The following is a 26,511-nucleotide window of genomic DNA, read 5'->3' as shown; positions in this document are numbered from 1 at the left end:
TTTGACTTGACCAGCCTTCGACAGAAGGGAGCCGGGCAGTGCTCGACGACGCCGGACTCCACGCCCTCCGCGAGGCGGCTCGGCTGTCTCCTGACAACCTTCCCCTGCGGCGCCACCTCGCCGAGCAACTTCTGTCCAAGGGCTACCTCGCCGAGGCCGAGGCCGAGTTCCGCGCCGCCCTCGTGCTGTCGCCCCAGGACCCGGACGTCATCGCCGGTCTCGCGGAGGCCTTCGTGCGGCAGAGTGCGTACGGCGCCGCGCTGTCGGCGCTGGAACCGCTCCTGGCGGCTCCCGGCCACGCGCCGCGCGTCGGAGTGCTCGCCGCCAGGGCGCTGCTGGGCGAGGGCGACGTGGCCGGGGCGGCGCGTCGCTACCACGACGCGGTCGCCCGCGATGCCTCGCTGGCCGACCCCGACCTGGCCGCCCGGCTGGAGCCCCAGCCGGCCACGCCGCAGCCCGCCCCGCCTCACCCGCCGCAGACCGCCCCTTCCCGCACGCCGTACTCGCCCGGAGCACATCCCGACGCCCCCGAGGCCGAGCGCTCCCGCGTCACGTTCGCCGACGTGGCCGGCATGGAGGCGGTCAAGGAGGCGTTGCGGATGAAGCTCCTGCTCCCCGTCCAGCAGCCCGAACTGTTCGCCGCGTTCGGCAAGCGGGCGGGCGGCGGAGTGCTGCTGTACGGCCCTCCGGGCGCGGGCAAGACCCACCTGGCCAGGGCCGCGGCGGGCGAGCTCGGCGCGGCGTTCATCAGCGTCGGGCTGGCCGACATCCTGGACATGTACATCGGCTCGAGCGAGCGCAACCTGCGGGCCACGTTCGAGATGGCCCGCCGCAACCGGCCGTGCGTGCTCTTCTTCGACGAGGTCGACGCGCTGGCCGCGCGCCGCTCCGACATGCGGCAGGCGCACACCCGGCAGCTGGTCAACCAGTTCCTCGCCGAGCTCGACGGCGTGGACGAGAACGCCAACGAGGGCGTCCTGGTGCTGGCGGCCACCAACGCGCCCTGGTACATCGACGTGGCGTTCCGGCGCCCCGGGCGGTTCGACCAGATGGTGTTCGTGCCCCCGCCCGACGCCTCGGCCCGCGCCGCCATCCTGCGCATTCTGTGCCGCGACAAACCGCTGGCCGAGATGGACTTCGACGCGGTCGCGAAGGTCACGGACGGGTTCGTGGGAGCCGACCTCAAGGGCGTGGTCGACCGCGCGGTGGAGACCAAGCTCCACCAGTCGATCAGCGCGGGCCGTCCCCTCCCGCTGACGACGCACGACCTGCTCGCGGTGGCCCAGGCGACGAGGCCGACGGCCGTGAAGGAGTGGCTGGGGACGGCGCGCAACTACGTCCTGCACGCCAACGACTCCGGCGCCTGGGACGAGCTCATGCCGTGGATCGACGGCAAGAAGGGCGGCAAGGGCAGATGGTGACCGCCGCTGCGCCGATCGAGCGCGCGCGGACGCTGCTGGCGCTGCGCCGCCCGGCGGAGGCCGAGCGGGAGCTGCGGGGCCTGCTCGCGCAGGATCCGCAGAACGTCGACGGGCACGCGTTCCTCGCGGTCGCGCTGACGGAGCAGCGGAGGCCGGGCGAGGCGATCGACGCGGCCGCGGAAGCGGTACGGCTCGCGCCGGACCGCTCGTATCCGCACTATGTGGCCGGGCAGGCGTACCACCGGGCAGGCCGACCCCGGGAAGCCGCCGACGCCACACGGGCGTGCCTGGCGCTCACCCCCGAGTACGCACCGGCCTGGGAGCTGCTGGCCCGGGTGCACGTCCACGTGGAGCAGTGGCCGCAGGCGGCCGACGCCGCGCGCCAGGGGCTCGCCCTCGAACCCGAGGACGCCGACCTGGCAAGCCTGCTCGCGGTGGCCCTCACCATGCTCGGCGACGCCGCCGGGGCGAAGGAGGCCGCCGCGCGGGCGGTGGGGCTGGACCCCGAGAGCGCCATAGCCCACCTGGCGTACGGACGCGCACAGCTCGCCTTCGGCTCGCCCGGCGAGGCCGCCCGCGCGTTCCGCGAGGTGCTTCGCCTGGCTCCGGGGTTCGACCAGGCCAGGGACCTCCTGGTGGCGGCGCTCAAGCGGCGCAACCCCGTCTATCGCCTGCTCGCGCGGCTGCGCGGCACGTTCTTCGGCGGGTGGCGGATGCTGTTCCTGCTGCCGGTCGTGCCTCCGGTCATCACCCTGTTCGTGCTCATCGCGCTCCTGCACTGGGCGGCCTGGGTCGCCGAGGCGGTCACGACCCTGCGCCTGGCCCGCGCCGGGGCCACGCGGCTGCTCTTCGAGGGCACGCAGGCGCGGGTGGCCCTCGTGTGCTGCTGCCTGCTGGCCGCCGGCGCGGCGCTGCTCGTCACGGGCGTGGCGGCCGGTCAGGAGGTGATCGGAGTGGCCGGCGCGGCGGTCATGGCGCTGATCACCCCCGTGCAGGAGGCGGCGCACACGAGCGCGCCCCGAGGCCGCGCCGTCCTGTACGGCTGGGCGATCCTCCTGGGGCTGGCCGCCGCCCTGGCGGTGCTCCTGTCCTCCCCCTCCGCCGCGCTGCTCGCCGCCTATGCCGGGCTGGCCGGGATCTGGGTGGCGGCGGGCGTGCGGCGGCTGACCGGAACCCGGGCGACGAACGCGCTCTGACCGGCCCGTGCAACGCGGATACCCTGGACGCGAAAGAGCCGCCGACCCCTGTGATCAGGACCGGCGGCTCTTCAGTCGAGCGGTGGAGGTGGGATTTGAACCCACGGTAGGTTGCCCTACACACGCTTTCGAGGCGTGCGCCCTCGGCCACTAGGCGACTCCACCGCGCAGCAGCTTACCGGACGAACACCACTGCACGCGCATCCGTTTCCGCCCGCCGGCCGGCTCAGGCGCGGCGGCCCGAGAAGAACTCGGTCAGCACGGCCGCGCACTCGTCGGCCAGCACGCCCATGACCACCTCGGGCCGGTGGTTGAGCCTGCGGTCCCGCAGGACGTCCCACAGCGATCCGGCGGCCCCGCCCTTCTCGTCCACCGCGCCGTACACGACGCGGTCCACGCGAGCGAGAACCGCGGCGCCGGCGCACATCGTGCAGGGTTCCAGCGTGACGACGAGCGTGCAGCCCGTCAGCCGCCAGTCGCCGATCCGCGCCGCCGCCGCGCGAAGGGCGAGCACCTCGGCGTGGGCCGTGGGGTCGGCGCTCGCCTCGCGGTCGTTGCCCGCCGCGGCCAGCACCCTTCCCGGCTCCGGAGAGCCGGGCGGCGAGACTCCGGATTGGGGCGGGCCGAGCACGACGGCGCCGACCGGCACCTCGCCGCGCCCGCCCGCCCGTACGGCCTCCGCCAGCGCCAGCCGCATGGCGGCCTCGTACGTGTCCGGCGGCGAGCCGGTCACCGCAGGCGGTCGAGCTCGTCGGCGAAGCCGAGCCGTTCGGCGATGAGGGAGAGGATGTCGGCGGGCAGCACGCCCTCCTCCATGCTGAGCTCGACGAGCTCCTCCGCGCTCAGCGAGAAATCGCCGAGCAGCTCCAGGTCGCCGACCGGACGGATGCCGAGGTCCGGCGCGTCCTTGTCCACCACGACGCCGGCCAGCTCGGCGAAGATCTCGCCCAGAGGGTCGTTCTGCACGGCGTGCGCGTCGGAGATGAACACGCGGGGGTCGAGGTCGTCCTGATAGCGGACGATCGCGAACCACTCGTCCTCGACCTCGACGCACAGCAGCGCGAGTTCGTCGCCGCTGAGCCCGAGGGCCTCCTGCAGGGCGTCGCTCAGGTCGTCGGCGATCTCGGCCTCGCCGAGGTCGACCTCGGCGCCGGCCCAGCGGCCGTCGATGCGGGCGAAACCGGCGGAGAAAAGGTTGGATCTGGAGGGCATTGCCGTCTCCCCAGGTCAGCCGATGGCGGCGTCGACGGCGCGTTCGAATGGCTGGGAGAAGCCCAGCCGCGCGGCGATGCTGGACAGGACCTCGTCGGGCAGCAGGTCGAGGTCGCCGGACAGCGCGCCCAGCTCCATCTCGTCGAGCCCGAGGTCGGCGAAGATGGACAGGTCCCCGGCGGGAAGCACGCTGTCGAGCTCCTCCTCCTCCGGCACGGGCACGTCGAGGTAATCAAGGACCTGCTGCGCCAGCGGCCACTCCCAGGCGGCCGTGATGTCCGAGAGGAAGACGTCCACCTGCTCGCCGAAGACCCGTAACGCCACGAAGAAGTCATCCCCTACGGCGACCATGCCAATCGTGGTTCCCATGCTGGGGGTCTGGCGAAGGGCGTGAATGAGTCCGTCCAGGTCGGAGGTCAGCGCCACCGGGAGCATCTCCGCCTCCCAGCGGTCCTCCTCGCGATAGACGACGATGGCGAAGTCAAGAGTGTCCACGTCTGTCATCGTCTTCCCCACCGCACGCTCTTCACGCAGGCAATGGTCGCAGAATCGGAGTCGTACCGTACGGTCCTCACTCCAAATCGTGATCAAAGACTCAGCCGACGTCGAGGGTTTGCCCAGGAGACGGTAACTTCTCTTCCCATGGAGACCCTCGTCGTCGACCACCCGCTCGTCGCCCACAAGCTCACGACTCTCCGCGACGTGCGGACCGACTCGCCGACGTTCCGCCGCCTGGCCGACGAACTGGTCACGCTGCTCGCCTACGAGGCCACCAGGGACGTCAGGGTCACCGACGTGACGGTCGACACACCGCTCGCGCCCACCCGCGGCGTACGGCTGGCGCGCCCCGCACCGCTCGTGGTGCCGATCCTGCGCGCGGGGCTGGGCATGCTCGACGGGATGACCCGGCTCCTGCCGACCGCCGAGGTGGGCTTCCTCGGGATGATCCGCGACGAGTCCACGCTCAAGGCCCAGACCTACGCCACGCGACTGCCCGAGGACCTGTCCGGCCGGCAGTGCTACGTGCTCGACCCGATGCTCGCGACGGGCGGGACCCTCGCCGCGGCGATCCACTTCCTGTTCGACCGGGGCGCCCGGGACGTCACCGCGATCTGCCTGCTGGCCGCCCCCGAGGGCATCGCGTACCTGGACGAGGCGTTCCGCGGCGGCGACCGGCCGATCCGGGTGGTGACGGCCGCCCTCGACGAACGGCTGAACGAGAACGGCTACATCGTGCCCGGCCTCGGTGACGCCGGCGACCGCCTGTACGGCGTCGTCTGATTTCCCTTCCGTCCGGTTCCCAAGGGGCCTGATTTCCCCGGGGTCTGATTTCCCTTCCTTTCCGCGCGGTCCGTCCGCATCTCACCTCTGGTTACAGTGCGCGCCCGGTAGGGTACGCAGTGTGATGACGACGTCACCTCGCGCTCTCGCGAGCGGCGCGCCACCAGGGAGAGCGATGATCCAGCATCCGGCCGGCGAGCACTACGAACAGCTCGAGGCCCTGCTCAGGGACGAGTTCGCGGGGGTGCATCCTCCCGCGACGGTGACCCGGTGCGTTCAGGCCGCCCACCACGGCGCCATCGAGGTCACCGGACACGCGCATCCCGCACTGGTCGAGCGCATCGCCCGCAAGCATCTGCGGGTCCTGGCGACCGCCGCGGCGGAGCGGGGCTGACGCCGTCGCGATCATGAAACCCGTTGGCGGTTAGCCGCTTTACCAAACGGGGCGTCTGGGTAATGTATTGGTCATGGGAGTGGTGACGGCGGTGCAGGCGAAGAAAGTCATCAAATGGACGCTCATCGTGTCAGCAGGCTTCTACCTGCTCACGAGACCGACTGACGCGGCCCACACGGTTCACGGGGCCTTCACCGGCATCGTCAGCGCGGCCGACTCGATGGCGCAGTTCTTCGCCACCCTGACATGAGACTTGTGACCCACGGGGATTCGGCCCCGTCGTCGGTCAACCGTTACCTCCTCCCCCACGAACACCAAGTCATCATGGTCCGGCGCCATCCCGCCGTTCTCCTGCGCCCGGTCGCCGAGATCTTCGGTGGGCTCATCCTCGCCGGAGTCCTCAGCAAGTTCCTGAGCGACAACGGTGCGAGCCAGGCCCTCGCCCTCGTCTGGTGGGCCTGGCTCCTCCTGCTTGTTCGATTCGTCTGGAAGGTCGCGGAGTGGTCGGTCGACTACTTCGTCGTCACCTCCCAGCGCATGCTTCTCACCACGGGCCTCATCACGCGCAAGGTCGCGATGATGCCCCTGAGCAAGGTCACCGACATGAGCTTCCAGCGCTCGCTCCTCGGCCGCATGCTCGGCTATGGCGAGTTCGTGATGGAGTCGGCCGGCCAGGATCAGGCCTTGCGTACGGTCCCCCACATCCCCTATCCGGAGACCTTGTACCTCGAGGTCTGCCAGATGATCTTCCCCAGCAAGGACGGGGACGACGACTGACCGGCGGCGGCCCGTCCGTTATCTCGACACCGTGATCGAACCTTCATCGTCGTGATTCTTGACGGAGGGTTACACGATTCGGTCGCTTCGTGCCATTATGGCGACACTATTGACCCTTCCCCCGCCCTGAGAGACCAGATGCCGAGTCAGGGAACCATCGGCGACCGCGTCCGCGGATTGCGGTTGAGCAGGCGCATGTCACAGGCCCAGTTGGCCGGACCCGACCTGTCCGACAGTTACGTCTCACTCATTGAGTCCGGAAAGCGGACGCCCACACCGGTCGTCGCCCGGCTGCTCGCCGAGCGGCTCGGTTGCACCACCGAGTTCCTGCTCCACGGGATAGAACCCCGGCAGCGCATCGACACCGAGCTCGGCCTCCGACATGCCGAGCTCGAGCTGTATCACGGCGACCCCGCCGTGGCGGCCGACCGCTTCGGCGAGATCGTCAAGGCGGCGGGCGAGGACAACGCGATGCTGGCCGCCCACGCGCGGCTCGGTGTGGCGCGGGCGCTGGAGGCCCAGGGCCGAGTCGGCCGGGCCGTCGAGGCGTACGAGCGGCTGCGCCGCGAGGCCGCCGCGCACCCCGAGCGCCTCGCCGACCTGCCGCTGACGGTCGCGCTGTGCCGTTGCTACCAGCGGGCCGGCGACCGGCTGCGGGCGCGCGACCTCGGCGCCAACGCGCTCGGCCAGATCGACCGGCTCGGCGTGATCGAGGGCGAGCTGGCCATCGAACTGGCGCTGGCGCTGGTGGAGGCCGAGACCGGCCTGCCGTACGTCGAGCGGGTGCTGTCGACCGCGGGCCCGGCGCGCGCGAGCGACCGCAGCGCGGAGATCCTCGCGCTGTGGCAGGCCAGCGTCACGGCGGCGGAAGGCGAGGACTCGGCCCTGGCCGTGCAGCTCGCCGAGGACGCCCTCGCGGCAGGCCGTCCGGCCCGGATCGCCGTACGGCGCGCCCGCATCGCGATGCACTGGGCTCGTATCACCGCGGCGGATCCCGAAGGCGCCGATTTGGACCGAGCCAACGATCTGGCGAAGTCCGCGGCGGACGTTTTCGCGGGGTTCCCGGCCGAACGGCAGGAGCACGCGCGGAGCCTCGTGGTGCTGAGTTTCGTACGGTTCCGGACCGGAGACGCGGAATCCGCAGCCGAACTCGCCGGTCAGGCACTGGATCTGTTGGACGGCGCCAAGGGGACCACCGCGGCGAGCGCGAACATGGTTCTGGCCGAGATCGCGTTGGCACGGTCCGAAGATCCGGTCGCCGTGTTGGACCGGGCCCACGACCTGCTGGACGGCGAGGCGCACGACCGGGAGACCGCCCGGGCCTGGCGCATGCTCGGCGACCTGTGGGGCCAGGCCGGTGCCCTCGACCGGCAGTCAGGGGCATATCGTAGAGCCCTGGAAGCGGTCGGAATCCGCGTGAACATACCGGGCTCCATGACCACTGCGGTGCTCGCTCGATAGCCTCCTGGGGTTCCGGACTTGTTCTGGAGGCTCTGGAATAATGAGGGTCTACCACTCATTCCATCATCGGATGATTGGCAACCCAAAGGAGGCTGACGTGAGCCTGCGGACGGCGCAGCGGGCGTCTCTCGTGGACCAGGTGATCGACCAGCTCAAGGAGCAGATCACCTCCGGCTCCTGGCAGATGAATGCCAAGATTCCCACCGAGACCGTGCTCGCCGAGCACCTCGGAGTCGGCAGGAACACCGTCCGTGAGGCGGTCCGCGCGCTGACCCACGCCGGGCTGCTGGAGTGCCGCCAGGGCGACGGCACGTACGTGCGGGCCACCAGCGAGCTTTCGGGTGCGATGGCCAGGCGACTGCGCGCGGCCGAGCAGCTGGAGATCCTGGAGGTCCGGCGCGCCCTCGAGGTCGAGGCGGCCCGGCTCGCCGCGACGCGGCGGACCGACGAGGACGTCGCGTCCATCGAGGCCGCGCTGGCCGCGCGCGAGAAGGCATGGTCGGACGGCGACCCCGACGCGTTCGTCGAGGCCGACCTCGCCTTCCACGTGGCGGTCGTCGAGGCCACGCACAACAGGGTGCTGATCGACCTCTACGTCGACTTCTCCGCGGCACTGCGGGCGAGCATCGCGGCGGCCGGCGGCTCCCTGGAGCAGAACTACATCCCCCACGACGCGATCGTGCGCGCGATCGCCGCCGGCGACGCCACCGCGGCTGAGCGGGCCGGTCACGCGTGCATGGAGCACATCCTCATCGCCCTCACCGACTCGGCCACCCTCACCTCCTGAGCCCCCGCCCGGCGGGTCCGGCGCGAACGGCACCCGCGGGGCCCATCAGGCGAGCGCGGGAGGCGAGCTCAGTAGGCGAGCAGGGCTCAGCCGAGCCGCAGGGACATGACGAGGTAGCGGAAGCCGGGGTCCTCGCCCTCGTCGGTGATCAGGGCGGGACGGGTCGGCGAGTCCATGTGGATGCGCGCCCGCTCGGTTTCGACGCCCGCCAGCCCGTCGAGCAGGAAGTGGGGCTGGAAGGCGATCTGGATGTCCGGACCCTCCAGCTCGGCGTCGACGACCTCCGCGCCCCTGCCGATGTCACCGCCCCCGGCCTGGATCAGCACCTGTCCCTGGGAGAACGACAGCCGGACCGCGGCGTTGCGCTCGGCGACGAGCACGACGCGCTTGACGGCCTCCACGAACGGCCCCACCTCCACGTCGGCGTGGATCGTCCACTCCGCGCTCAGCCGGGACCGGTAGTCGATGAATTGGTCGTCCAGCAGGCGCACGGTCGTCGTGCGCCCCTGACTCTCGAAACCCGCCACGTTGTCGCCCAGGCCGATCGCCACCTCGCCGCCGCGCAGCGATCGGGCCACCTCGACCAGCACCCGCGCCGGCACGACCACGCCGTGCCGCGCGTCCTGCCGCTCGGGATGCCACAAGAACTCACTGGCGGCGATGCGGTAGCGGTCGGTGGCGGCCATCGACACCCGCACGCCCTCGATGTCCACCCGGATGCCCGTCAGCATGGGCAGCGTGTCGTCGCGGCTCGCGGCGGCGGCCACCTGCCCGACCGCGGTGGCGAAGGCGCCGCCGCCCACGGCACCGACCTTCGGCGGCATCGGCGGCATCGCGGGGAAGTCCTCGTCCGGCATCGTGATCAGCCCGAACTCCGCGCTGCCGCAGGTGAGCACCGCCTCCGACCCGCTTCTGACGATCTCGACGGGCCGGGCGGGCAGGCTCCGGGTGATCTCGGCCAGGACCTTCCCCGGGATCAGCACCCGCCCCGGCTCGGCGACGTCGGCCTCGACGTCGGCACGGGCCGAGACGTCGTAGTCGAAGGCCGACACCCGCAGGTCGTCGCCCGCCTCCAGCAGCAGGCCCGCGAGAACGGGCACGGCGGGCCGGGCGGGCAACACCCGGGCGGCCCACGCCACCGCGTCGGCCAGAACGTCGCGGTTAACCTGGAATTTCATCCCGACCTCCTGCCTACGCCACGACTCGACGTCAAAAGTAGCGCCCGGCACCGACAATCCGGCCGGTTCTACTTGCTGTTCAGGAAGGCGAGCACGGCGAGGACGCGGCGGTTGTCGTCATCGGACGGCGCCAAGCCGAGTTTGGTGAAGATGCTCGCCGTGTGCTTGCCCACCGCGCTGTCGCTGAGGAACAGCCGCTGCCCGATCGCGGCGTTCGACCTGCCCTCGGCCATCAGTTCCAGCACCTCGCGCTCCCGGGGGGTGAGCCGGCCGAGCGGTTCGTTGCGCGCGTTGCTCGCCAGGAGCCGGGCGATCACCTCGGGGTCCATGGCCGTCCCTCCGGCCGCGACCCGGCGTACCGCGTCGACGAACTGCTCGCCGTTGAACACCCGGTCCTTCAGCAGATAGCCGACGCCGCCGGACCCGTCGGCCAGCAACTCCCTGGCGTACAGCTGCTCGACGTGCTGGGAGAGCACGAGGACCGGCAGGCCGGGCACCTGCCGTCGCGCGCCCAGGGCGGCCTGCAGCCCCTCGTCGGTGAAGGTCGGCGGGAGCCGCACGTCCACGACGGCCACGTCGGGACGCTCGCCGACCAGGGCGGCGAGCAACTCCGGGCCGGACTCGACCGCCGCGACCACCTCGAAGCCGTGCGCGCGCAGCAGGGCGACCAGGCCCTCCCGCAGCAGGTGCAGGTCTTCGGCCAGCACTACCCGCACGCGCCGCCCTCCGCTTCCCTGGTCCGCACCGTCGTCGCCAGCGCGACGGCCAGGAGGCCGCCACCGAGCAGAATCATGCCCACGATGACCGGCCACTGGAAGGGCTCGGGCACGTGCAGGCCGAGGAACCAGGACTTCACCGGTGATCCCACCAGCTTCAACACCATCGCGACCAGCCCCTGCGGGAACAGCGCGATCGGCCACAGCCCCCAGCACAGGCGGCCGAAGTAACGCCACGGGGTCAGCGGCGCCGGCCGCACCCGCAACGCACGGGGCAGCTCGATGACGGCCGTGGTCGGGCCGCCCACCGGGCTGCTCACCGCGAGAACGCCGTCGAAGGCCCCGAGCCTGCGCTCGATGCCCCGCAGGCCGGTGCCCTGCTCGGGGTCCGCGCCGCCGTGACCGTCGTCGGTCACCGTCACGCGCAGCGCCGGACCCTGCGTGCTCACGTCCACCCACGCCTCGGTCGCGTCGCCGTGCCGGGCCGCGTTGGCCAGCAGCTCGCTGACCGCGAAGTACGCCGCGGACTCCAGCGGGGCGGAGGCGCGCTCGGGCAGGTCGACCGTGACGTGGGTGCGCAGCGGGCTGTCCAGGGCGAGAGCGCGTACGGCGTCGCCGAGGCCGCGCTCGGCCAGCACCGGGGGATGGATGCCGCGCACCAACCGCCGGATCTCCTGCAGCGCGGTCGCCGAGGCCTCCCTCGCCTTGCCGAGCAGCGCCCGGGCGGCCTGTGGGTCGCTTTCCAGCAGTTGCTCGGCCGCGCCGATGGTCATGCCGATCGCCACCAGGCGGGCCTGGGCGCCGTCGTGCAGGTCGCGCTCGATCCGGCGCAGCTCCGCCGCCTGCGAGTCGACGGCCTCGGTGCGGGCGGCGTCCAGTCGGCTGACCCGCTGGGCCAGCCTGGCCTTCTCGGTGGGCCCCAGCAGCGCGGCGGCGACCTGGCCGTGCAGGCGCACGGCCCACGGCGCGTACCAGCGCACGACGATCACCGCGAGCAGGATCCAGACCAGGCCCACGGGGTCGCCGCCCGCCACGCGGACGAGGCCGTACGCGGTCGCGAGCAGCGGAGCGGCGGCCACGAGCCCGCTCGTCAGCGGCGCGGCGAGCAGGTAGGCGAAGTCGCGCCAGGTGGCCGGGTCCTTCGTCATCCAGTGCCAGCGCAGGTTGAAGGCCGGGATCGTCGGCCGCTTGTACAGCGTGCGGCCGTCGCGGTACCACCCGTCGTGCTGCGGCACCGGCGGGGGCGGCTCGGGCCGGTACGGCTCGTCGACCGGTATGCCCGACCAGCGCGCGGCCAGCCGGCGTTGCAGCCGGACAACGGCCCGCGCGAGCCGTACGGCCGGGGGAAAGACGATCACCAGGCCGACCGCGAAGGTGAGCAGCACCGCCGCCAGCATCACCAGGCCGGCGGCCAGGCCCACCAGAGCGAGGCCGGCGAGGGCGGTGCTCCGTGCCAGGGCGGTGAGGATCGAGCGAGCCGAGGTCATGGGTTCAGTCTGGAGGCTGCCGCCGGGCCGGCACAGTGGCCCGAGCCGCCCGATGGGGGTGGAGAAAAGTGCACCCCCACCGGGTCCGCAGCCGCATTCTCCGCGGATCGCCCGCTTCCTAGCGTCTTGGCCATGGCAATCATCACCGTGGACCACCTACACAAGGCGTACGGGACGAAGGTGGCGGTCGAGGACGTGTCGTTCTCCGTGGAGGAGGGCGAGGTCTTCGGCATCGTGGGCCGCAACGGAGCGGGCAAGACGACGACGGTCGAGTGCGTGGCCGGGCTGCGCACGCCCACCGCGGGCACCGTCACCGTGGAGGCGGACCTGAAGGAGCAGGTCGGCGTGCAGCTCCAGGAGTGCTCGCTGCCCGACAAGATCCGCGTCGGGGAGGCGCTGGCGCTCTACGCCTCGTTCTACTCCCGCCCGGCCGACTGGCGGGCCCTGGCCGAGGAGGCCCGGCTCGACCTCCGCGCGTCCTTCGGCAAGCTGTCCGGCGGGCAGCGCCAGCGGTTGTCGGTCGCGCTCGCGCTGGTCGGAAGCCCGCGCGTCGCGATACTCGACGAGCTCACCACCGGCCTCGACCCGCGGGCCCGCCGCGAGACGTGGGACCTGGTCGCCCGGATCAGGGAGCGCGGCGTGACCGTCCTGCTCGTGACCCACTTCATGGAGGAGGTGGAGCGCCTGTGCGACCGGGTCGCGGTCATCTCCCGGGGGCGCGTGCGGGCGGTGGACACCCCCGCCGGGCTGGTCGCCCGCGCCGGCGGCGAGCAGCGCCTGGTCTTCGGCACCGACGAGCCCGTCGACGGCCTGCGGGCGCTGCCCGAGGTGGCCTCCGTCACCAGGAACGGCGCGGAGGTCACCGTCACCGGCACCGGCGACCTGCTGAGCGCCGTCGCCGCCGTGCTGCCCCCGTCCCGCACCCGTGGTCTGCGCATGGAGCGCACCACCCTCGACGACGCGTTCCTCACCCTCACCGAGCCCCCCGCCGAGCCCGTCACCGGGCCCCTCACCGGCACCCAGGAGGAGTCATGACCAGAGCTTTGACGAGACTCACGGCCGTGGAGGCCCGGCTCTTCCTCCGCGAGCCGATGGCGGTGTTCTTCGCGATCGTGCTGCCGGTGGGATTGCTGCTGGGGCTCGGCACGACGATCCCCGGCTTTCGCGACGCGGATCCGTCGCTGGACGGCCAGCGGTTCGTGGACGCGCCCTTCACCGCGATGATGGTGCTGCTGTCGATCGTGACGCTCGGGCTGAGCGTGCTGCCGGGCAGCCTGGTGATCTACCGGGAACGCGGCGTGCTGCGGCGGCTGTCCACCACGCCGGTGCGTCCCGGCGCGCTGCTGGCGGCCCAACTGCTGATCAACGTGGTCGTGTCCGTGGTCGCCACCACGCTGACGCTGGCGCTGGGTCACCTGATCCTCGGGGTGCCGCTGCCCGGCTCGCCCTGGGCGTTCGTGGCGGTCTTCGTCCTCGGCACGCTCACCATGCTCACCATCGGCCTGCTGCTGGCCGCCGTGGCGCCGAACGCCCGGGTCGTCCAGGGAGTGGGCTCTGCCCTCATGTTCCCCCTGCTGTTCCTCGCCGGGATGTGGCTGCCCCGGCCGCTCATGCCCGAAATCCTGCGCCGGATCAGCGACTTCACGCCCACGGGCGCCTTCGGGCAGGGGCTGATGGACAGCCTCGGCGGGCACGTCCCCCAGCCGCTCCACCTCGCCGTACTGGCGGGCTGGGCGCTGGCCGCCGGTCTCGCCGCGGCCCGGCTGTTCCGCTGGGAGTAGCCGATGCCGCCCGGGCGGCCCGGCGCCTACCTGAGGGGTAATCGCCGGGCCGATCGGCGACCGGATAGCGTCCGGGGCGTGACCGTTGCCACGCTTCACCAGCGGCCGTTCGGGGAGCTCCTGCGCCAGTGGCGCGAGCACCGGCGGCTGAGCCAGCTCGAACTGTCGAACCAGGCCGAGATCTCCACCCGGCACATCAGCTTCCTGGAGACCGGCCGGGCCACGCCGAGCCGCGACATGGTGCTCCACCTCTCCGAGCACCTGGACCTTCCGCTCCGCGAGCGCAACCACCTGCTGCTGGCCGCCGGATATGCCCCCGTCTACACCGAGTCGCCGCTCGACTCGCCGGGGATGGCGGCGGTGTGCGAGGCGATCCGGCGGCTGCTGTCGGCCCACGACCCCTATCCGGCCGTGGTGGTGGACCGCACCTGGGAGCTCGTCGACGCAAACGAGGGCATCGCACTGCTGGCCGAAGGCGTGGACCCCGACCTGCTGAGCAACGTGCTGCGGGCGAGCCTGCACCCGGAAGGGCTCGCCCCGCACATCCTGAACCTGGGCGAGTGGCGGGCGCACCTGCTCGGACGGCTGCGCCGGCAGATCACGCTCACCGCCGACCCGCGGCTCACCGAGCTGTACGCCGAGCTGCGCGACTACCCCTGCGACCAGCCGGAACCCGAGGTGGAGCTGCCCGGTCCCGGGGACATCCTCGTGCCGCTCCGGGTGCGGCGGGCCGGGCGGGAGCTGTCGTTCTTCAGCATCGTGGCGACCTTCGGCACCCCGCTCGACATCACGGTCTCCGAGCTGGCGATCGAGTCGTTCTACCCGGCCGATCCCGCGACGGCGGCTTTCCTGCGCGACACGTCTCCGTGACCGTCCAGAGATCATCCGGCGTCCGTGCGGCGATACGGCCCTGCCAAAATTCCCTCAAGCACGATCAGGGGAGGCCGGGTGCCCGCACGGGTGCTGACCAACACGTTCCACGTGGACGCCGCGCCGGAGGAGGTCTTCGAGCACCTCACGACGCCCGAAAGTTACATCGGCCTGTCACCGCTCGTGGTCGCGGTGCGCGACGTCGACCGATCCGAGCCGGGGGTGGTGCGTTACACCTCGATCGAGCGGTTCCGCTTCCTCGGCCTGAAGTACGACAACCCCATCGCGGTCACGCTGCTGACCGAGCGCCTGGCCGAGAAACTGTCCGTACGGGGACAGGTGCGCAGCCCCGGCGGCGTCCGAATGGGCTACCGGTTCGACCTGTCCCCGGAGGCCGGCGGCACGCGGATGGACGACCGGCTGGACCTGAGCGCACCGTGGCTCGTCATGGGCTTCGCGGCGGGCCAGGCGCGGAAGGTGCAGCTCGCCAGGGCCCGGATCCTCGCCGAACGGCTGTCCGGGCGGCCTACGAGCGGTTCGTGAACGACTCCAGCGACTCGGCGTGCGTCGCGGTCGCGAGCGCCGGGTCCAGGGCGGCGAGCTCACGGACCGGCGCGGCCTCGGCGGTGACCTCGGCGTGCCGGATGCGGTCGAGCCGGAAGCCGCGCCCGGCCTCGCGGACCCGGCAGTAGCCGACGAGATACCAGCGGCCGCGGGCCGTCAGCAGCGCCGCGGGCTCGACCTCGCGCTCGGTCTCCTCCCCGGCGGCGTCCGCGTACCTCAGGCGGATCACCCGCTGCTCCAGGATCGCCCGCGCCACCGCCTCGCGCACGGTCTCCGCCCGCGGCTGCGGCAGCACGAAGATCCGGCGGCTCGCCTCGGCCGCCCGGGCGGCCGCCCCCGCCGACATGGCGGCAGCGAGTTTGGCCATCGCGCCGCGTGCGGCGGCGGCGAACGGGGTCGTGTGCTCCGCCGCCGCCACCGCCGCGGCCAGGGCGAGCGCCTCCTCCGCGGTCAGGTTGATCGGGGGCAGCGTCATCACCGGGTCGACGAACCACCCGCCGTACGGCCCGGCCTGGTCGCGCACCGGGACTCCCGCCTGCAGCAGCGCCTGGAGGTCGCGCTGGACCGTCCGCCGGGACACCTCGAAGCGCTCGGCCAGCCACGCGACCGTCCGGGGCCGGGGCGCCACGGCCCGCAGCTCCTCGACCAGCGCGTAGAGGCGTTCGGTCCGGTTCATGCCGCCGTGGCCACCGCCTTCCGGACGAACCCCACCTGCTGCCTCCGCTCCCGTTCGGCGATCGCGATCGGGAAGAGCGTGAAGCCGTGCGCCGCCTCCGCGACGACCTCCAGCTCGGCGGCGTTGCCGGCCGCCCGCCAGCGCGCGGTCATGAACAACGTATCGTCGAGCGCCGGATCCATCGTCCCCACCACGAACCTGGCCGGGGGCATGCCCGACAGGTCGGCGTACAGCGGGGAGATCTCAGGGGATCGGCGCTCCTCCGAGGTCGTGCCGGGCGTGTACTGCTCCCTGAACCAGGTGATGATCGGCGTGGAGACCAGCAGGTTGCGTTCACCCCAGTGGCGGACGCTCGGCGTCATCGACAGGTCGTAGGAGCCGAAGCTGAGATGGGCGGCGCGGAACGCGCCGGTGACCGCGTGGCGGTCGCGCAGCCGCAGGAGGGTGAGAGCCGCCAGGCAGGCGCCGGCCGACTCGCCGCCGATGACCAGCCGGTCGGCGCCGAACTCCGCGGCGGCGTGCTCGGCCAGCCACAGGGCGGCCCGTTCGCAGTCGTCGGGGCCGCAGGGGTAGGGGTTCTCCGGCGCCAGGCGGTAGTCGACGCTGGCCACGGCCACCCGCGCCTCGCGGGCCAGCCGCCACAGCCAGGGGTCCTGGCCGTCCGCGGAACCGATCACGTAGCCGCCGCCGTGGATGTGCAGGAACACCCCGTCGACGACCGGAGGGACGAAGACGCGTACGGGGACCCCGCCGACAACGCGGTCGACGGCCTCGGGGACGCGCTCGTGCCCGCCCATCAGGGTGCGGGTCTTCCTGCTGGCGGCCGGGTCGTTCAGGATGTGTATCGGGGGCTCCGCCGCGAGCCGCCGCTCCAGTTCCTCGTTGAAGGCCCGGGTCTCCGAGACGTCCTCGGCGCCGGTGGTGACGATGCCGTACGTGTCGAGCTCGATGTCGTCGCGCATGCCGTCATGCTGGTGTCCGGCCGCGACAGCCCCCTGTCACGGTCTCGATGAGAAACGTGTCACACCGCGGTGTTCGGCGTCCTGACCGCCGCCGTCTCGCGTGAGAAGCTGGAGCCCCATCATCGCCCCGGAGGTACCCCATGCTCGTGCTGGCGCACGTCAGCGACATCCACATCGACGGAAGCGAGCGGAACACCTCGCGCGCCGCCCGCGCGCTCACCTACGCGCGGTCGCTGCGGCCCGACGCCATCGTGCTCACCGGTGACCTGGCTGACCACGGCGCAATGGAGGAGTACGAGACCGTCCGCGAGCTGATCACCGGCGACGACGTGCCGCTCGTGCTGTGCCCGGGCAACCACGACGCACGGGAGAACCTCCGCAAGGTCCTGCTGGAGCAGGACGGAGACCACCCGGTCAACCAGGCGCTCAACCTCGACCACGCGACGATCGCGCTGTGCGACTCCAGCATCCCCGGCCGCCCCGAGGGCGCGCTCGACGACGACACCCTGGCCTGGCTCGACTCCGTGCTCGCCGCCACGCCCGGCGTTCCCGCCTTCGTCGGCATGCACCACCCGCCCGTCGCGCTCGGCATCCCGTACGTGGACGAGATCCGGCTCGGGCGGCCGGAGGGCCTGGCGGAGGTCCTGGGCCGCCATCCGCACGCGATCGCGGTGCTGGCCGGGCACGCCCACACGGCTGCGGCGACGACGTTCGCCGGGCTGCCGCTGCTGGTCGCGCCGGGAGTGGTCAGCACCGCACTGCTGCCGTCCGAGACCTCGGCGCACCCTCCGGTGGACTACGACCTGCCACCGGCCATCGCCCTGCACGTGCTGGACGACGGCCGGATCACCACGCACTACCGGCCCGTGCCCTAGACCTTCGTGATGCGGACGGCGTCGGCGACGACGTAGCCGGTGGCGGAGGTCCACCGGCTCACGCCGACCACCTTGGAAGTCCCGGCGGACAACGTGAACGTGCCGAGCGAGCGCCACTGGCCGCCGCCCGTCCGCTGGTCCACCGCGACCGTACGGTTGCCGCTCGACGTCGCCACGATGTACGGCGTCGCGCTGTTGTAGCCGGGGTCGGACGGATACCAGACCTCGACCCGGTAGCTCCCGGCGCTCGGGATGGTGGCGGTGAACCAGGCCGGGTCGCTGGCCGCCACGGGGGTGGCGAAGCGGTAGTCGGCGCCGTACCGCTGGGCGGAGTAGGCCGAGACGCCCCAGGCCGAGCCGGCGGTGAAGGACGCACCGGCGTTGTCGACCACGATCGCGGACGCCCCGGCGGCGGTCGCGCCGCTACTGGGCGCGCTCTCCTGCCGCCATCGGTCGAGCGCGGTGACGTAGTAGGTGACGGTGCCCGTCGCGGTGGTGTCCGTGTAGCTCGTCTGCCTGGTCGTGGTCAGCAGGTTGCGGGCGTCGGCCAAGGAGCACGGATCGGCCGTCGAGACCGCGCCGTCGACCCGGTAGACCGCGTACGAGGAGCCGCCGCCCTGCCAGGACAGGGTGACGCCGGTCGAGGTGCGGACGGCGGAGGTGATCGAGGGGGCCGCAGGCGCCGCACCGGTGCCCCGCGCGGGCGGGAGCGCCGGCTTGGAGTAGTGGGCCGCCACGAGGGCCGAGAAGCCGCCGATCCGGTCCGCCCTGACGTCCTTGGCGCTGAAGTAGACGTCGCCGGTCACCTCGGGGTGCTTCCTGTTGTCGTAGAGGTGGTCGCTGAGCTCGGCCGGGTCCTGCCAGGCGGCGTCCTGGCCGCTCGCGCCGACCCGGTAGGCGGCCTGGCCCACGAACAGGCCGACGCCGGTCCCCCTGACGACGTCGGACCACCACGCGGTGAGCACCTCGTACGCGGCCGGGCCGTAGCCGATGTTCCAGTAGATCTGCGGCGCGACGTAGTCCACCCAGCCCTGCTTCACCCACAGCCTGGTGTCGGCGTAGATCGCGTCGTACGACTGCAGCCCGGAGGTCCGGGAGCCGAGAGGGTCGGTGGTCGAGTTGCGCCAGATGCCGAACGGGCTGACGCCGAAGGACACCCACGGCTTGGCCGCGTGGACGCGCTGGTCCAGCTCCCGCACGAGCCGGTTGACGTTGTCGCGGCGCCAGTCGCCGATGTCGGAGAAGCTTCCGCCGTACCGGCTGAAGGTGGCGGAGTCGGGGAGGGCCTGGCCGCTCACCGGATAGGGGTAGAAGTAGTCGTCGAGGTGGACGCCGTCGATGTCATACCGGGTGACGGCGTCCATGATCGCGTCCTCGATGAAGGCCCTGACCTCGGGGATGCCGGGGTTGTAGTAGAGCTTGCCGCCGTACGCCAAGCGCCACTCGGGGTGCACGCGGGCCGGGTGGGTGGAGACCAGCGTGGCCGGGTCGTCGTCGTTGGCGACACGGTACGGGTTGAACCAGGCGTGCAGCTCGAGGTCGCGGGCATGGGCCTCGGCGACCAGGAACGCCAGGGGGTCGTAGCCGGGGTCGCGGCCCTGGGTGCCGGTCAGCCACTGCGACCACGGCTCGTACGGCGAGGGCCAGAATGCGTCGGCGGTGGGCCTCACCTGCACCATCACCGCGTTCATGCGCTTGCTGACGGCCAGGTCGAGCCAGGAGCGCAGCTCGGCCTGCTGCGCGGAGACGCTCAGGCCGGTGCGGCTGGGCCAGTCGATGTTGGCGACCGTGGAGATCCACATGCCGCGCAGCTGCCGCTTGGGCGTCGCGGGGTCCGTGGCGCAGGCCGCCGCGGCCTCGGGCCGGGGAGTGACGAGAGTGACGACCAGGACGATGAACGTGGCCAGGAGGGTACGCGGGAGCGTGGTCACGAAGGGAAGTTTCAACGCCTTCCCTTAACCACGCAATAGTTTTCACCCGATCGGAGGGGGCCCAAATCCGGTCACAGCACGACGACGAAGGCGGAAAGTTTCTTCTTACACGGCTGTGATGTCAATTATCGACATCGTGTCAGAAGTGGCATACGGTGCAGCCGTCACCCCCCTCACCAGGAGCCCCGCATGAGTCTCCCCCTCGCCCGATTAGCCGCCCTCACCGCCACCGCCCTCGCCGCCCTCGTCCTCGTCCTCACCGGACGGCCCGCCATGGCGGCCGGGCCCACCCCGCTCCCCGCCGCGTTCGAACGCGCCGCCGCCGCGCACGACGTGCCGCGCGACCTGCTGGTCGCCGTCGCCTACGCCGAGACCCACCTGGACGACCACGCCGGCAAGCCGAGCGCGAGCGGCGGCTACGGCGTCATGCACCTGGTCAGCAACCCCACGGTCCACGCCCTGGAGAAGGCCGCCGAGCTGACCGGGCTGCCGGTCGAGACGCTGCGCTCCGACACCGAGGCCAACGTCATGGGCGGCGCGGCCCTGCTGCGCGCCCACGCCGACGAGCTCGGCCTCGACGAGGCGGCGAGGAAGGACGCCGGCCGCTGGTATCAGGCCGTGGCCAGATACTCCAACGCCGCCTCACCCGAGGTCGCCCGCCTCTACGCCGACTCCGTCTACGAGCAGCTCGGCCTCGGGATCAAGGCCCGCGGCGTCACGGTCGCGCCGCGGGAGGTCACCGCGGACCGCGGCGCCTACGCCCGGGTCCGCGACCTGAACTCACCGGTGGAGACGCTCAGCACCGACTACGGCCCCGCCGCGTGGGTGCCTGCCAGCTCCGCCAACTACACCGCCTCGAGCCGCCCGTCGAGCTACGCCATCGACCGGGTGGTCATCCACGTGACCCAGGGCTCGTACGCCGGCACGATCTCCTGGTTCCAGAACTCCGCCGCCCAGGTCTCGGCGCACTACGTGGTCAAGTCGTCGAACGGCGAGATCACGCAGATGGTGCGGGAGAAGGACATCGCCTGGCACGCCGGCAACTGGTCCTACAACACCCGCTCCATCGGGATCGAACACGAGGGCTACATCAGCGACGCCTCGTGGTTCACCGACGCCATGTATCGCGCCTCCGCGGCGCTGACCCGCGCCATCTGCGACAAGTACGGCATTCCGAAGGACCGCGCGCACATCATCGGCCACAACGAGGTGCCGGGCGCCACCCACACCGACCCCGGCTCCTACTGGAACTGGACGACGTACATGAACTACGTGACCGGCGGCGGCACCCCGTCATGGTCGGCCACGGTGGACAATTCGAGCAGCCAGTTCACGGCTAGTGCGAACTGGGGCACCTCGTCCTACTCCGGCCAGCGCTACGGCGCCGACTACCGCTTCGCGAACCCCGTGGCCGCCAGTGACCCGGCCTGGTATCAGGTCGCCGTCCCCAGCGCGGGCACCTATCGGGTCGAGGTCTGGTATCCGTCCGACCCCGGCTACAACTCCTCCGCGCCGTACATCGTGGCGACGTCGGGCGGCAACCAGACGGTCTACGTCGACCAGCGCTCCGGCGGCGGCACCTGGCGCAGCCTGGGCACGTTCTCCCTCAACGCCGGCACCTACAACGCCGTCGGCGTCAGCCGCTGGACCTCCGGCACGGGCTACGTCGTGGCCGACGCCGTCCGCGTCACCCGGGTCTGACGCTCCACCCCGTCCGTACGGCTCACGCGCCGGGAGCGTCGTCGGGAATCCACGAGCCGTGGAATCCGGCAGGCACCCGGCGCGGCAGCCGTACGGACGCCACCTGGGCCAGGTCCGACGCGTCGAGCACGAGCAGTTCGGCGCCGTGCTCGGTGCCCGCGATCGACAGCAGCCAGCCCTCGTCCTCGGCCGTGGCGCCCGAGGCGGGGACGAACACGGCCTCGCCCGGCGAGCGCTCGCCCGTCTGGTGGGCCCGGCTCGTGCCGTTCGCGGTGTCGTACTTCACGATCGCGCCCTTGCTGACCGCGTAGATGTAACGGCTGGTCAGGCCGGTGCGCGTCTCGTTGATCGTCGGGAACTCGACGTCCAGGTCGTCGAGCGGCTCGGCCCCGGCGACGCCGGTGGCGGGGTCGAGCGTCCAGCGGTGCAGGGCCGCGCCCCCGGTGTGGGCGGCCGGGTTGGCCGCGCCGCCGATGGTCGGCCAGAAGCCGCAGAAGGCCCCCGGCGAGTAGCGCACCGCGTCGACGACGACGCGCCCGTGCGCGTCCTCGCTCGCGTTGCCCACGTGGAAGACGTAGCAGGGGTCGATCTCGAACCACCGCACGTCGCCGGTCCCGCGGTTCATCACGCCGAGGCGCGCGCCGTACGCGTCGTCCCACCGGTAGGGCATGCCGCGGCCCACCAGGGCGAAGTCGAAGACGACCGGCAGGTCGAGCCACACCACGTGGTGCCGGGTGATCGCGAAGTCGTGGGCCATGGTGGGCCCCGGCACGTCCACCGGCCGGCTCTCCACCAGCTCGCCGTCGGCCGACAGCCGGTGGTAGGTGAGGTAGGGCGCGGCCCAGCCATATCCGAAGAAGTGCAGATCCCCGGTGATCGGGTCCTCCTTCGGGTGGGCGGTCATCGCCGTGGCCAGCCGCCCGCCGAAGTCGCAGGCGCCGACCGTGTCGAGCTCCGGCGTCATCTCGTACGGCAGGCCGTTCTCCACGAGCGCGAGGATCTTGTCGGCGTGCCGGATCACATGGGTGTTGGCGGGGACGGCCGCGAGGTCGACGCCGCGCTCGTGCACGTACGGCGCGCCGGCGAAGCGGGTGGTGCGGACCCAGCGGTTGCGGTACCACTCGGCCCGCCCGTCGCGCAGCCGGATGCCGTGGATCATGCCGTGGCCGACGAACCAGTGCCCGCCGTCCTCCCCAGGGCGGGGGTTGGGCCCGTTGCGGAAGTAGCGGCCGGTGAGCTCGGGCGGCAGCGCGCCCTCGACCGGCAGGTCGATCGCGTCGATCTCGTCGGGCACGGGGGCGAGGCGGCCGGTCAGGTAGGAGGCGGTCATGCCGGTGATTCCCTTCAGGCGGCGTAGCGGGCGCGGACGATCTGGGGGTAGCGGATGGTGAACAGGGCGGGGAGCGCGAAGCCGCAGACCTTCACCGCGATGATCGCGGCGGTGGCGTGCGGGGCGAAGGCGAGCAGCAGGGCGAGGCCGACGGCGTTGAGGGTGAAGCCCACCGCCCACACGGCGGTGATGACGGCGTTGACCCGGTAGAACAGCGGGGTCGCCTGCACCTCGGCCGGGGTCGTCCGGCGGGCGATGCCCAGCGTGAACGGCTTGCGGATGGCCAGCGACCCCCAGGCGGTGAGGGCCAGCCAGGCCACCGAGACGGCCGGGCCGTACTCGCCGAAGGGCGCCGGCGTGACCGTGAACGCGGCGAGCGTCAGACCGGCGAAGAACACCCCAGAGCTGAGCTCGATGACCATCTCGTCCCAGCCGCGCCCCGCCCTGCGGTCGACGGCAAGCAGCACGATCGAGACGAGGAGCGCGGCCGCGGCTCCGAATCGGGCCTCACCGTTCGTGCTGAGAACGGCGAAGGCGATCCAGGGGAGAAAGGTCAGGACGTAACGGAGCACGGGGGGTTCCTTAGGTTTCAACATTCCATGAGTGACATGTCGAAAGTAGAACCTCCACTCGCGACATGTCAACACAGGAATGTACGATCGGACCCATGAGCCTTCGTCATGCCATGCTCGGCCTCCTGTCGGCCGGGCCCGCCAGCGGGTACGACCTGCTGAAGACCTTCGAGCTGTCCCTGGAGAACGTCTGGCCCGCGACTCAGAGCCAGCTCTACGCCGAGCTCGGCCGGCTGGCCAAGGAAGGGCTGGTGCGGGTCGCGGCGGAGGGCCCGCGCGGGCGCAAGGAATACGAGATCACCGAGGAGGGCCGGGCCGAGCTGCGCCACTGGCTGGTCGAGGTGCCGCCCACCCTGACCCGGCGCAGCGACATGCTGCTGCGCGTCTTCTTCCTCGACCAGGTCGGCGCCGACGCCGCCCGCGGCTACCTGGAGCGGCTGGCCGAGCGGGCCGTCCACGAGCACGACCAGCTCCGCGGCATCCGCGAGTTCGTGACCAGCCAGGGCGACGACGCGCTGCGGCTCTACGGCGACATCGCGCTGGAGTGGGGCCTGCGCCTGACCGCCGCACAGCGCGACTGGGCCGAGTGGGCGGCCGGGCGGGTGGGGGCACTCGAACACGAGAAGGCCGGGCAGGCCGGGGCCGAGTGACCACGTCCGGGGGCCCGGCGGCGGACCTGCGTGCCCGACGTGGCGTACCGGGACGTGTGCGCCACGTTCTAGTCCGCCGACCCGCAGAACACCTTGACGGCGATCCCCATGACCTCCGCGGTGGTCGGGTTGCGGGTGGAGGGGTTGAGCGACAGGGTCAACGACGTGCCCGAGTCCGACCGGAACGCGAAGGTCAGATAACCGATCAGCTCCCCGCTGTGCCCCCACACCGTGCCGCACGGGAGCCGGTAGGCCTGCAGCCCGAGCCCGTAGCCGAATCCGGCTCCCGTCTCCACCGTCGTGCGCATCGCCGTCAAGGACGCGTTGCTGATCAGTTTGCCGCCGAGCAGCGCCGACACGAACCGCTCCAGGTCCGCGGCGGTCGAGATCATCTCACCGGCGGCCCAGTCCAGCGAGGGGTTCATCCGCGTCGCGTCCACCAGGTCGGGCAGGGGCTCGTACCCCTTGGCGTGCGGTGACGGCAGCCCTGCCCGGTCGCCCGGCACCACCGTGTGGCGCATCCCCAGCGGGCGCAGGATTCTGCGTGTGACCTCCTCGCCGTACGAGTGGCCGGTCAGCTTCTCCACCAGGAGCCCGAGCACGACGTAGTCGGTGTTGGAATAGTGCCACTTCCCGTCGTCGGGGAGCTTCTTGGCGAAGGCCACCTTGAGCAGCTCGCGCGGCGTGTAGGAGCGGAACCGGGCGTCGCCGCGCCAGCGGTTGGTCGAGTATCCGGGCTCGCTCATGTAGTCGTACAGGTGGCTGGTGTGGTTGAGGAGCCGCCGGACGGTGATCTGCTCGCCGCCCGGCACCAGACCGGGGAGGTACTCGTCAATGGGGTCGTCGAGCCGCACCTTGCCCTCGTCCACGAGCTGGAGCACCACCGTCGCGACGAAGGTCTTGGTGACGCTGCCGATCCGGAAGTAGCCGTTGGGCGACGGCCGTCCACCGCGCTCGATGTCGCGCACGCCCGCGGTGCCCGACCAGGTGCGGCCGCCATCGGAGACCCGCGCCAGGGCGGCCGTCGCCCCGCCGCCCGCCACGATCTTCTCCAGGTCGGGGCGTACGTCCACGGCCTGGCCGCCCGCCGCGACGGTCATCGCCACCAGCACGTTCATCATCGTCTGCATCATGTGATCAACGCTATGGAGATCGACTTCGCGGAGGAATGCGGTGCGCCGCCCGCTCCACCTGCGGAAAACCGCAGCGGTTCAGGAGCCGAGGTAGCGCAGCACGGCCAGGACCCGGCGGCTGTAGCCGGTGGTGTGCGACAGCCCGAGCTTGTCGAACAGCGCGTTGACATGCTTTTCCACCGCGCTCTGCGACACGTGCAGGGATTGGGCGATCGAGGCGTTGGTCAGGCCCTGGGCCATGAGCTCCAGCACCTGGCGCTCGCGGGCGGTGAGCTGGGTCAGTGGGTCGGCGTGGCTGGTGCGCGCGAGCAACTGCCGCACCACCTCCGGGTCGAACGCCGTCCCGCCCGCGCCCACCCGTTCAAGCGCGTCCAGGAAGTCGCCGACCTGGGCCACGCGGTCCTTGAGCAGGTAGCCGACGCCGTCGATGCTGCCGCTCATCAGCTCGGTGGCGTACTTCTTCTCGACGTACTGCGACAGCACCAGCACCTTGACCTCCGGCCGGCGCCGCCGGATCTCCAGCGCGGCGCGCAGGCCCTCGTCGGTGTGGGTGGGCGGCATCCGTACGTCGACCACCACCGCGTCGGGCCTGTCGCCGTCCACCGCCTCCAGGAGCGCGTCGGCGTCGCCCACCGCTGCCAGAACGTCGTGGCCTTCCTCCTTCAGCAGCCGCACCAGGCCCTCGCGCAACAGCGCCGAGTCCTCGGCCAGCATCACACGCACGGCAACTCCGCTTCGATCACAGTGGGCCCACCCGTCGTCCTCCGCTCGCACGACGACCATCGTGCCTGAGACTAGGAATGATCAGGCATGCCCACCATGAGGCGTGTGGCCGTTCAGGGGTGTGGATAACCACAGCCGCCGTGCGTACGCGTAGTCGGTGTGATCTAGAGGGGTGTGCGGGGAGCCAGGCCCCGGAGCAGGGCGTCGAGCGCGCGGTCGAAGCGCTCCTGGTGATCCTCGGGAGTGCCGAGCCCGGCGCGCAGCGCCTGGGCCAGCACGGGATACTCCCCCGGGTCGAGGCTCTCCATCACGCCGGCGACGTCCGGCTCGTCGTGCCCCGGCGTACGTCCGGCCTCGGCCAGCGTGTGCCCCACGACGAACGTCGCCACCGCGTTGACGAGCTGGAGCCCCTCCAGCGCGCCGAACCCCTCGGCCCGCAGCGCGGCCGCCATCCGTTCCACGGTCGCGAGACCGCCGGGCGCGAGCACCGGCCGGGTGGCGACCAGCGGCAGCAGGGCGGGGTGCGCGAGCAGCTCCCGCCGGATCGCGACCGCGAAGGCGCGAAGCCACTCCCGCCACGGGCCCACCGGCTCGACCGTGACCCGCGAGACCGCCACGTCGATGAGCCCGTCCAGGACGGCGTCCTTGTTCGGCACGTAGTAGTAGAGCGTCATCGCCTCCACGCCCAGCTCTGCGCCGAGCTTGCGCATCGACAGCGCCGTGATGCCCTCCCTGTCGACCAGCGCCAGCGCGGCGGCGAGCACCTTCTCCCGGGACAGTCCCGCTCTCGGCATCGGTCCTCCACTTGACCTCTCTTACGTCGTAAGAATATC

29 protein-coding genes and 1 tRNA gene are annotated in these 26,511 nt (G+C 71.8%); 15 read left to right on the top strand and 15 right to left on the bottom strand.

Translation table 11 applies throughout. The annotated features are described in order from the left end of the window. The first annotated feature begins 38 nt into the window (after nt 1–38). Both IL992_RS14980 and IL992_RS14975 read left to right on the top strand, forming a co-directional pair. On the top strand, nt 39–1,421 hold the full coding sequence (locus tag IL992_RS14980) for an AAA family ATPase (RefSeq protein ID WP_193203958.1): 1,383 nt from the start codon (nt 39–41) through the stop codon (nt 1,419–1,421). Beyond that, on the top strand, nt 1,415–2,617 hold the full coding sequence (locus IL992_RS14975) for a tetratricopeptide repeat protein (protein WP_193203957.1): 1,203 nt from the start codon (nt 1,415–1,417) through the stop codon (nt 2,615–2,617). Before IL992_RS14980 ends, IL992_RS14975 begins: the two co-directional genes overlap by 7 nt. Nucleotides 2,618–2,697: 80 nt before the next feature. On the opposite strand, the gene IL992_RS14970 is transcribed toward IL992_RS14975, so the two are convergent. From IL992_RS14970 to IL992_RS14955, 4 genes are all read right to left on the bottom strand, one after another. Next, nucleotides 2,698–2,782, bottom strand: a tRNA-Ser gene (locus IL992_RS14970). Nucleotides 2,783–2,843: 61 nt separating this feature from the next. Next, on the bottom strand, nt 2,844–3,350 hold the full coding sequence (locus tag IL992_RS14965) for a nucleoside deaminase (protein WP_319018549.1): 507 nt from the start codon (nt 3,348–3,350) through the stop codon (nt 2,844–2,846). Continuing rightward, nucleotides 3,347–3,829: a tRNA adenosine deaminase-associated protein gene (locus IL992_RS14960; RefSeq protein WP_079314257.1), complete on the bottom strand. Its 483-nt coding sequence runs from the start codon at nt 3,827–3,829 to the stop codon at nt 3,347–3,349. The genes IL992_RS14965 and IL992_RS14960 overlap by 4 nt, the downstream gene beginning before the upstream one ends. Nucleotides 3,830–3,844: 15 nt before the next feature. Next, on the bottom strand, nt 3,845–4,333 hold the full coding sequence (locus IL992_RS14955) for a tRNA adenosine deaminase-associated protein (protein ID WP_193203956.1): 489 nt from the start codon (nt 4,331–4,333) through the stop codon (nt 3,845–3,847). 138 nt (nt 4,334–4,471) lie between these two features. Between IL992_RS14955 and upp the strand changes: the two genes are divergently transcribed. From upp to IL992_RS14925, 6 genes are all read left to right on the top strand, one after another. Next, a complete protein-coding gene (upp, locus tag IL992_RS14950; RefSeq protein ID WP_193203955.1) occupies nt 4,472–5,110 on the top strand; it encodes a uracil phosphoribosyltransferase in 639 nt (212 codons plus the stop codon). Between the two features lie 175 nt (nt 5,111–5,285). Further along, nucleotides 5,286–5,504, top strand: coding sequence for a hypothetical protein (locus IL992_RS14945; RefSeq protein ID WP_079314255.1), 219 nt, complete (start codon nt 5,286–5,288; stop codon nt 5,502–5,504). A 73-nt stretch (nt 5,505–5,577) separates the two neighbouring features. Next, nucleotides 5,578–5,754, top strand: a complete 177-nt coding sequence (locus tag IL992_RS14940; protein ID WP_167748364.1) for a hypothetical protein — start codon at nt 5,578–5,580, stop codon at nt 5,752–5,754. Then, nucleotides 5,751–6,281, top strand: a complete 531-nt coding sequence (locus tag IL992_RS14935; protein WP_079314254.1) for a PH domain-containing protein — start codon at nt 5,751–5,753, stop codon at nt 6,279–6,281. The genes IL992_RS14940 and IL992_RS14935 overlap by 4 nt, the downstream gene beginning before the upstream one ends. 138 nt (nt 6,282–6,419) lie before the next feature. Then, nucleotides 6,420–7,742, top strand: coding sequence for a helix-turn-helix domain-containing protein (locus tag IL992_RS14930; RefSeq protein WP_193203954.1), 1,323 nt, complete (start codon nt 6,420–6,422; stop codon nt 7,740–7,742). Nucleotides 7,743–7,839: 97 nt separating this feature from the next. Beyond that, nucleotides 7,840–8,529, top strand: coding sequence for a FadR/GntR family transcriptional regulator (locus tag IL992_RS14925; protein ID WP_193203953.1), 690 nt, complete (start codon nt 7,840–7,842; stop codon nt 8,527–8,529). A gap of 86 nt (nt 8,530–8,615) precedes the next feature. Here the strand turns inward: IL992_RS14925 and dnaN are convergent, their stop codons facing one another. The 3 genes from dnaN to IL992_RS14910 all read right to left on the bottom strand — a co-directional run bounded on the left by dnaN (nt 8,616) and on the right by IL992_RS14910 (nt 11,910). After that, on the bottom strand, nt 8,616–9,707 hold the full coding sequence (dnaN, locus tag IL992_RS14920) for a DNA polymerase III subunit beta (protein ID WP_193203952.1): 1,092 nt from the start codon (nt 9,705–9,707) through the stop codon (nt 8,616–8,618). A gap of 68 nt (nt 9,708–9,775) precedes the next feature. Then, nucleotides 9,776–10,423, bottom strand: a complete 648-nt coding sequence (locus IL992_RS14915; protein WP_193203951.1) for a response regulator transcription factor — start codon at nt 10,421–10,423, stop codon at nt 9,776–9,778. Continuing rightward, entirely contained in the window at nt 10,414–11,910 is a 1,497-nt protein-coding gene (locus tag IL992_RS14910) for a sensor histidine kinase (RefSeq protein ID WP_193203950.1), read from the bottom strand. The genes IL992_RS14915 and IL992_RS14910 overlap by 10 nt, the downstream gene beginning before the upstream one ends. 132 nt (nt 11,911–12,042) lie before the next feature. Here IL992_RS14910 and IL992_RS14905 point away from each other — a divergent pair, with 132 nt between their 5' ends. The 4 genes from IL992_RS14905 (at nt 12,043) to IL992_RS14890 (ending at nt 15,104) form a co-directional block, all read left to right on the top strand. After that, nucleotides 12,043–12,945 (top strand): ABC transporter ATP-binding protein, encoded by a 903-nt coding sequence (locus IL992_RS14905; protein ID WP_193203949.1) that lies wholly within the window; start codon nt 12,043–12,045, stop codon nt 12,943–12,945. Next, the gene (locus IL992_RS14900; protein ID WP_193203948.1) at nt 12,942–13,691 is read left to right on the top strand and encodes an ABC transporter permease; all 750 of its coding nucleotides are present in this window, start codon (nt 12,942–12,944) and stop codon (nt 13,689–13,691) included. The genes IL992_RS14905 and IL992_RS14900 overlap by 4 nt, the downstream gene beginning before the upstream one ends. A gap of 78 nt (nt 13,692–13,769) precedes the next feature. Then, nucleotides 13,770–14,561 carry a helix-turn-helix domain-containing protein gene (locus IL992_RS14895; RefSeq protein WP_319018548.1) on the top strand — a complete coding sequence of 264 codons (792 nt, stop codon included), beginning with the start codon at nt 13,770–13,772 and terminating at the stop codon, nt 14,559–14,561. Between the two features lie 78 nt (nt 14,562–14,639). After that, a complete protein-coding gene (locus tag IL992_RS14890) occupies nt 14,640–15,104 on the top strand; it encodes an SRPBCC family protein (RefSeq protein WP_193203946.1) in 465 nt (154 codons plus the stop codon). Here the strand turns inward: IL992_RS14890 and IL992_RS14885 are convergent. Both IL992_RS14885 and IL992_RS14880 read right to left on the bottom strand, forming a co-directional pair. Further along, nucleotides 15,088–15,801 (bottom strand): helix-turn-helix transcriptional regulator, encoded by a 714-nt coding sequence (locus IL992_RS14885; RefSeq protein ID WP_193203945.1) that lies wholly within the window; start codon nt 15,799–15,801, stop codon nt 15,088–15,090. The genes IL992_RS14890 and IL992_RS14885 overlap by 17 nt on opposite strands. After that, nucleotides 15,798–16,763 carry an alpha/beta hydrolase fold domain-containing protein gene (locus IL992_RS14880; RefSeq protein WP_193203944.1) on the bottom strand — a complete coding sequence of 322 codons (966 nt, stop codon included), beginning with the start codon at nt 16,761–16,763 and terminating at the stop codon, nt 15,798–15,800. The genes IL992_RS14885 and IL992_RS14880 overlap by 4 nt, the downstream gene beginning before the upstream one ends. Before the next feature lie 140 nt (nt 16,764–16,903). Here IL992_RS14880 and IL992_RS14875 point away from each other — a divergent pair, with 140 nt between their 5' ends. Next, nucleotides 16,904–17,638 carry a metallophosphoesterase gene (locus IL992_RS14875; RefSeq protein WP_193203943.1) on the top strand — a complete coding sequence of 245 codons (735 nt, stop codon included), beginning with the start codon at nt 16,904–16,906 and terminating at the stop codon, nt 17,636–17,638. Here IL992_RS14875 and IL992_RS14870 read toward each other — a convergent pair. Next, nucleotides 17,635–19,569 carry a family 10 glycosylhydrolase gene (locus IL992_RS14870; protein WP_193203942.1) on the bottom strand — a complete coding sequence of 645 codons (1,935 nt, stop codon included), beginning with the start codon at nt 19,567–19,569 and terminating at the stop codon, nt 17,635–17,637. The genes IL992_RS14875 and IL992_RS14870 overlap by 4 nt on opposite strands. Before the next feature lie 189 nt (nt 19,570–19,758). On the opposite strand from IL992_RS14870, the gene IL992_RS14865 reads away from it, so the two are divergent. Then, nucleotides 19,759–21,270: a golvesin C-terminal-like domain-containing protein gene (locus tag IL992_RS14865; RefSeq protein ID WP_193203941.1), complete on the top strand. Its 1,512-nt coding sequence runs from the start codon at nt 19,759–19,761 to the stop codon at nt 21,268–21,270. 22 nt (nt 21,271–21,292) lie between these two features. Here IL992_RS14865 and IL992_RS14860 read toward each other — a convergent pair whose 3' ends face one another. Together IL992_RS14860 and IL992_RS14855 are read right to left on the bottom strand one after the other, a co-directional pair. Next, entirely contained in the window at nt 21,293–22,600 is a 1,308-nt protein-coding gene (locus IL992_RS14860; RefSeq protein ID WP_193203940.1) for a carotenoid oxygenase family protein, read from the bottom strand. Between the two features lie 14 nt (nt 22,601–22,614). Beyond that, nucleotides 22,615–23,172, bottom strand: coding sequence for a hypothetical protein (locus IL992_RS14855; protein WP_226872966.1), 558 nt, complete (start codon nt 23,170–23,172; stop codon nt 22,615–22,617). Between the two features lie 95 nt (nt 23,173–23,267). On the opposite strand from IL992_RS14855, the gene IL992_RS14850 reads away from it, so the two are divergent. Next, complete coding sequence (locus tag IL992_RS14850) at nt 23,268–23,822, top strand: PadR family transcriptional regulator (RefSeq protein ID WP_193203938.1); 555 nt, start codon at nt 23,268–23,270, stop codon at nt 23,820–23,822. Between the two features lie 68 nt (nt 23,823–23,890). Here IL992_RS14850 and IL992_RS14845 read toward each other — a convergent pair whose 3' ends face one another. The 3 genes from IL992_RS14845 to IL992_RS14835 form a co-directional block, all read right to left on the bottom strand. Then, on the bottom strand, nt 23,891–24,955 hold the full coding sequence (locus IL992_RS14845; protein WP_193203937.1) for a serine hydrolase domain-containing protein: 1,065 nt from the start codon (nt 24,953–24,955) through the stop codon (nt 23,891–23,893). 78 nt (nt 24,956–25,033) lie between these two features. Beyond that, nucleotides 25,034–25,678 (bottom strand): response regulator, encoded by a 645-nt coding sequence (locus tag IL992_RS14840; RefSeq protein ID WP_193203936.1) that lies wholly within the window; start codon nt 25,676–25,678, stop codon nt 25,034–25,036. A gap of 164 nt (nt 25,679–25,842) precedes the next feature. Further along, entirely contained in the window at nt 25,843–26,472 is a 630-nt protein-coding gene (locus IL992_RS14835) for a TetR/AcrR family transcriptional regulator C-terminal domain-containing protein (RefSeq protein ID WP_193203935.1), read from the bottom strand. Between the last annotated feature and the right edge of the window lie 39 nt (nt 26,473–26,511).

It is taken from the genome of Microbispora sitophila, assembly GCF_014892245.1.
Lineage (GTDB): Bacteria > Actinomycetota > Actinomycetes > Streptosporangiales > Streptosporangiaceae > Microbispora > Microbispora siamensis.
Note: the sequence above shows the minus strand (reverse complement) of the source record. Positions and strands in the feature narration are given on the sequence as shown.

Bases quoted from the DNA above. Each gene is read 5' to 3' on its own strand.
- IL992_RS14975 (WP_193203957.1), top strand. From the start codon at position 1,415: ATGGTGACCGCCGCTGCGCCGATCGAGCGCGCGCGGACGCTGCTGGCG.
- IL992_RS14960 (WP_079314257.1), bottom strand. From the start codon at position 3,829: ATGCCCTCCAGATCCAACCTTTTCTCCGCCGGTTTCGCCCGCATCGAC.
- IL992_RS14955 (WP_193203956.1), bottom strand. From the start codon at position 4,333: ATGACAGACGTGGACACTCTTGACTTCGCCATCGTCGTCTATCGCGAG.
- upp (WP_193203955.1), top strand. From the start codon at position 4,472: ATGGAGACCCTCGTCGTCGACCACCCGCTCGTCGCCCACAAGCTCACG.
- IL992_RS14945 (WP_079314255.1), top strand. From the start codon at position 5,286: ATGATCCAGCATCCGGCCGGCGAGCACTACGAACAGCTCGAGGCCCTG.
- IL992_RS14940 (WP_167748364.1), top strand. From the start codon at position 5,578: ATGGGAGTGGTGACGGCGGTGCAGGCGAAGAAAGTCATCAAATGGACG.
- IL992_RS14935 (WP_079314254.1), top strand. From the start codon at position 5,751: ATGAGACTTGTGACCCACGGGGATTCGGCCCCGTCGTCGGTCAACCGT.
- IL992_RS14930 (WP_193203954.1), top strand. From the start codon at position 6,420: ATGCCGAGTCAGGGAACCATCGGCGACCGCGTCCGCGGATTGCGGTTG.
- dnaN (WP_193203952.1), bottom strand. From the start codon at position 9,707: ATGAAATTCCAGGTTAACCGCGACGTTCTGGCCGACGCGGTGGCGTGG.
- IL992_RS14910 (WP_193203950.1), bottom strand. From the start codon at position 11,910: ATGACCTCGGCTCGCTCGATCCTCACCGCCCTGGCACGGAGCACCGCC.
- IL992_RS14905 (WP_193203949.1), top strand. From the start codon at position 12,043: ATGGCAATCATCACCGTGGACCACCTACACAAGGCGTACGGGACGAAG.
- IL992_RS14900 (WP_193203948.1), top strand. From the start codon at position 12,942: ATGACCAGAGCTTTGACGAGACTCACGGCCGTGGAGGCCCGGCTCTTC.
- IL992_RS14885 (WP_193203945.1), bottom strand. From the start codon at position 15,801: ATGAACCGGACCGAACGCCTCTACGCGCTGGTCGAGGAGCTGCGGGCC.
- IL992_RS14880 (WP_193203944.1), bottom strand. From the start codon at position 16,763: ATGCGCGACGACATCGAGCTCGACACGTACGGCATCGTCACCACCGGC.
- IL992_RS14875 (WP_193203943.1), top strand. From the start codon at position 16,904: ATGCTCGTGCTGGCGCACGTCAGCGACATCCACATCGACGGAAGCGAG.
- IL992_RS14865 (WP_193203941.1), top strand. From the start codon at position 19,759: ATGAGTCTCCCCCTCGCCCGATTAGCCGCCCTCACCGCCACCGCCCTC.
- IL992_RS14860 (WP_193203940.1), bottom strand. From the start codon at position 22,600: ATGACCGCCTCCTACCTGACCGGCCGCCTCGCCCCCGTGCCCGACGAG.
- IL992_RS14850 (WP_193203938.1), top strand. From the start codon at position 23,268: ATGAGCCTTCGTCATGCCATGCTCGGCCTCCTGTCGGCCGGGCCCGCC.
- IL992_RS14845 (WP_193203937.1), bottom strand. From the start codon at position 24,955: ATGATGCAGACGATGATGAACGTGCTGGTGGCGATGACCGTCGCGGCG.
- IL992_RS14835 (WP_193203935.1), bottom strand. From the start codon at position 26,472: ATGCCGAGAGCGGGACTGTCCCGGGAGAAGGTGCTCGCCGCCGCGCTG.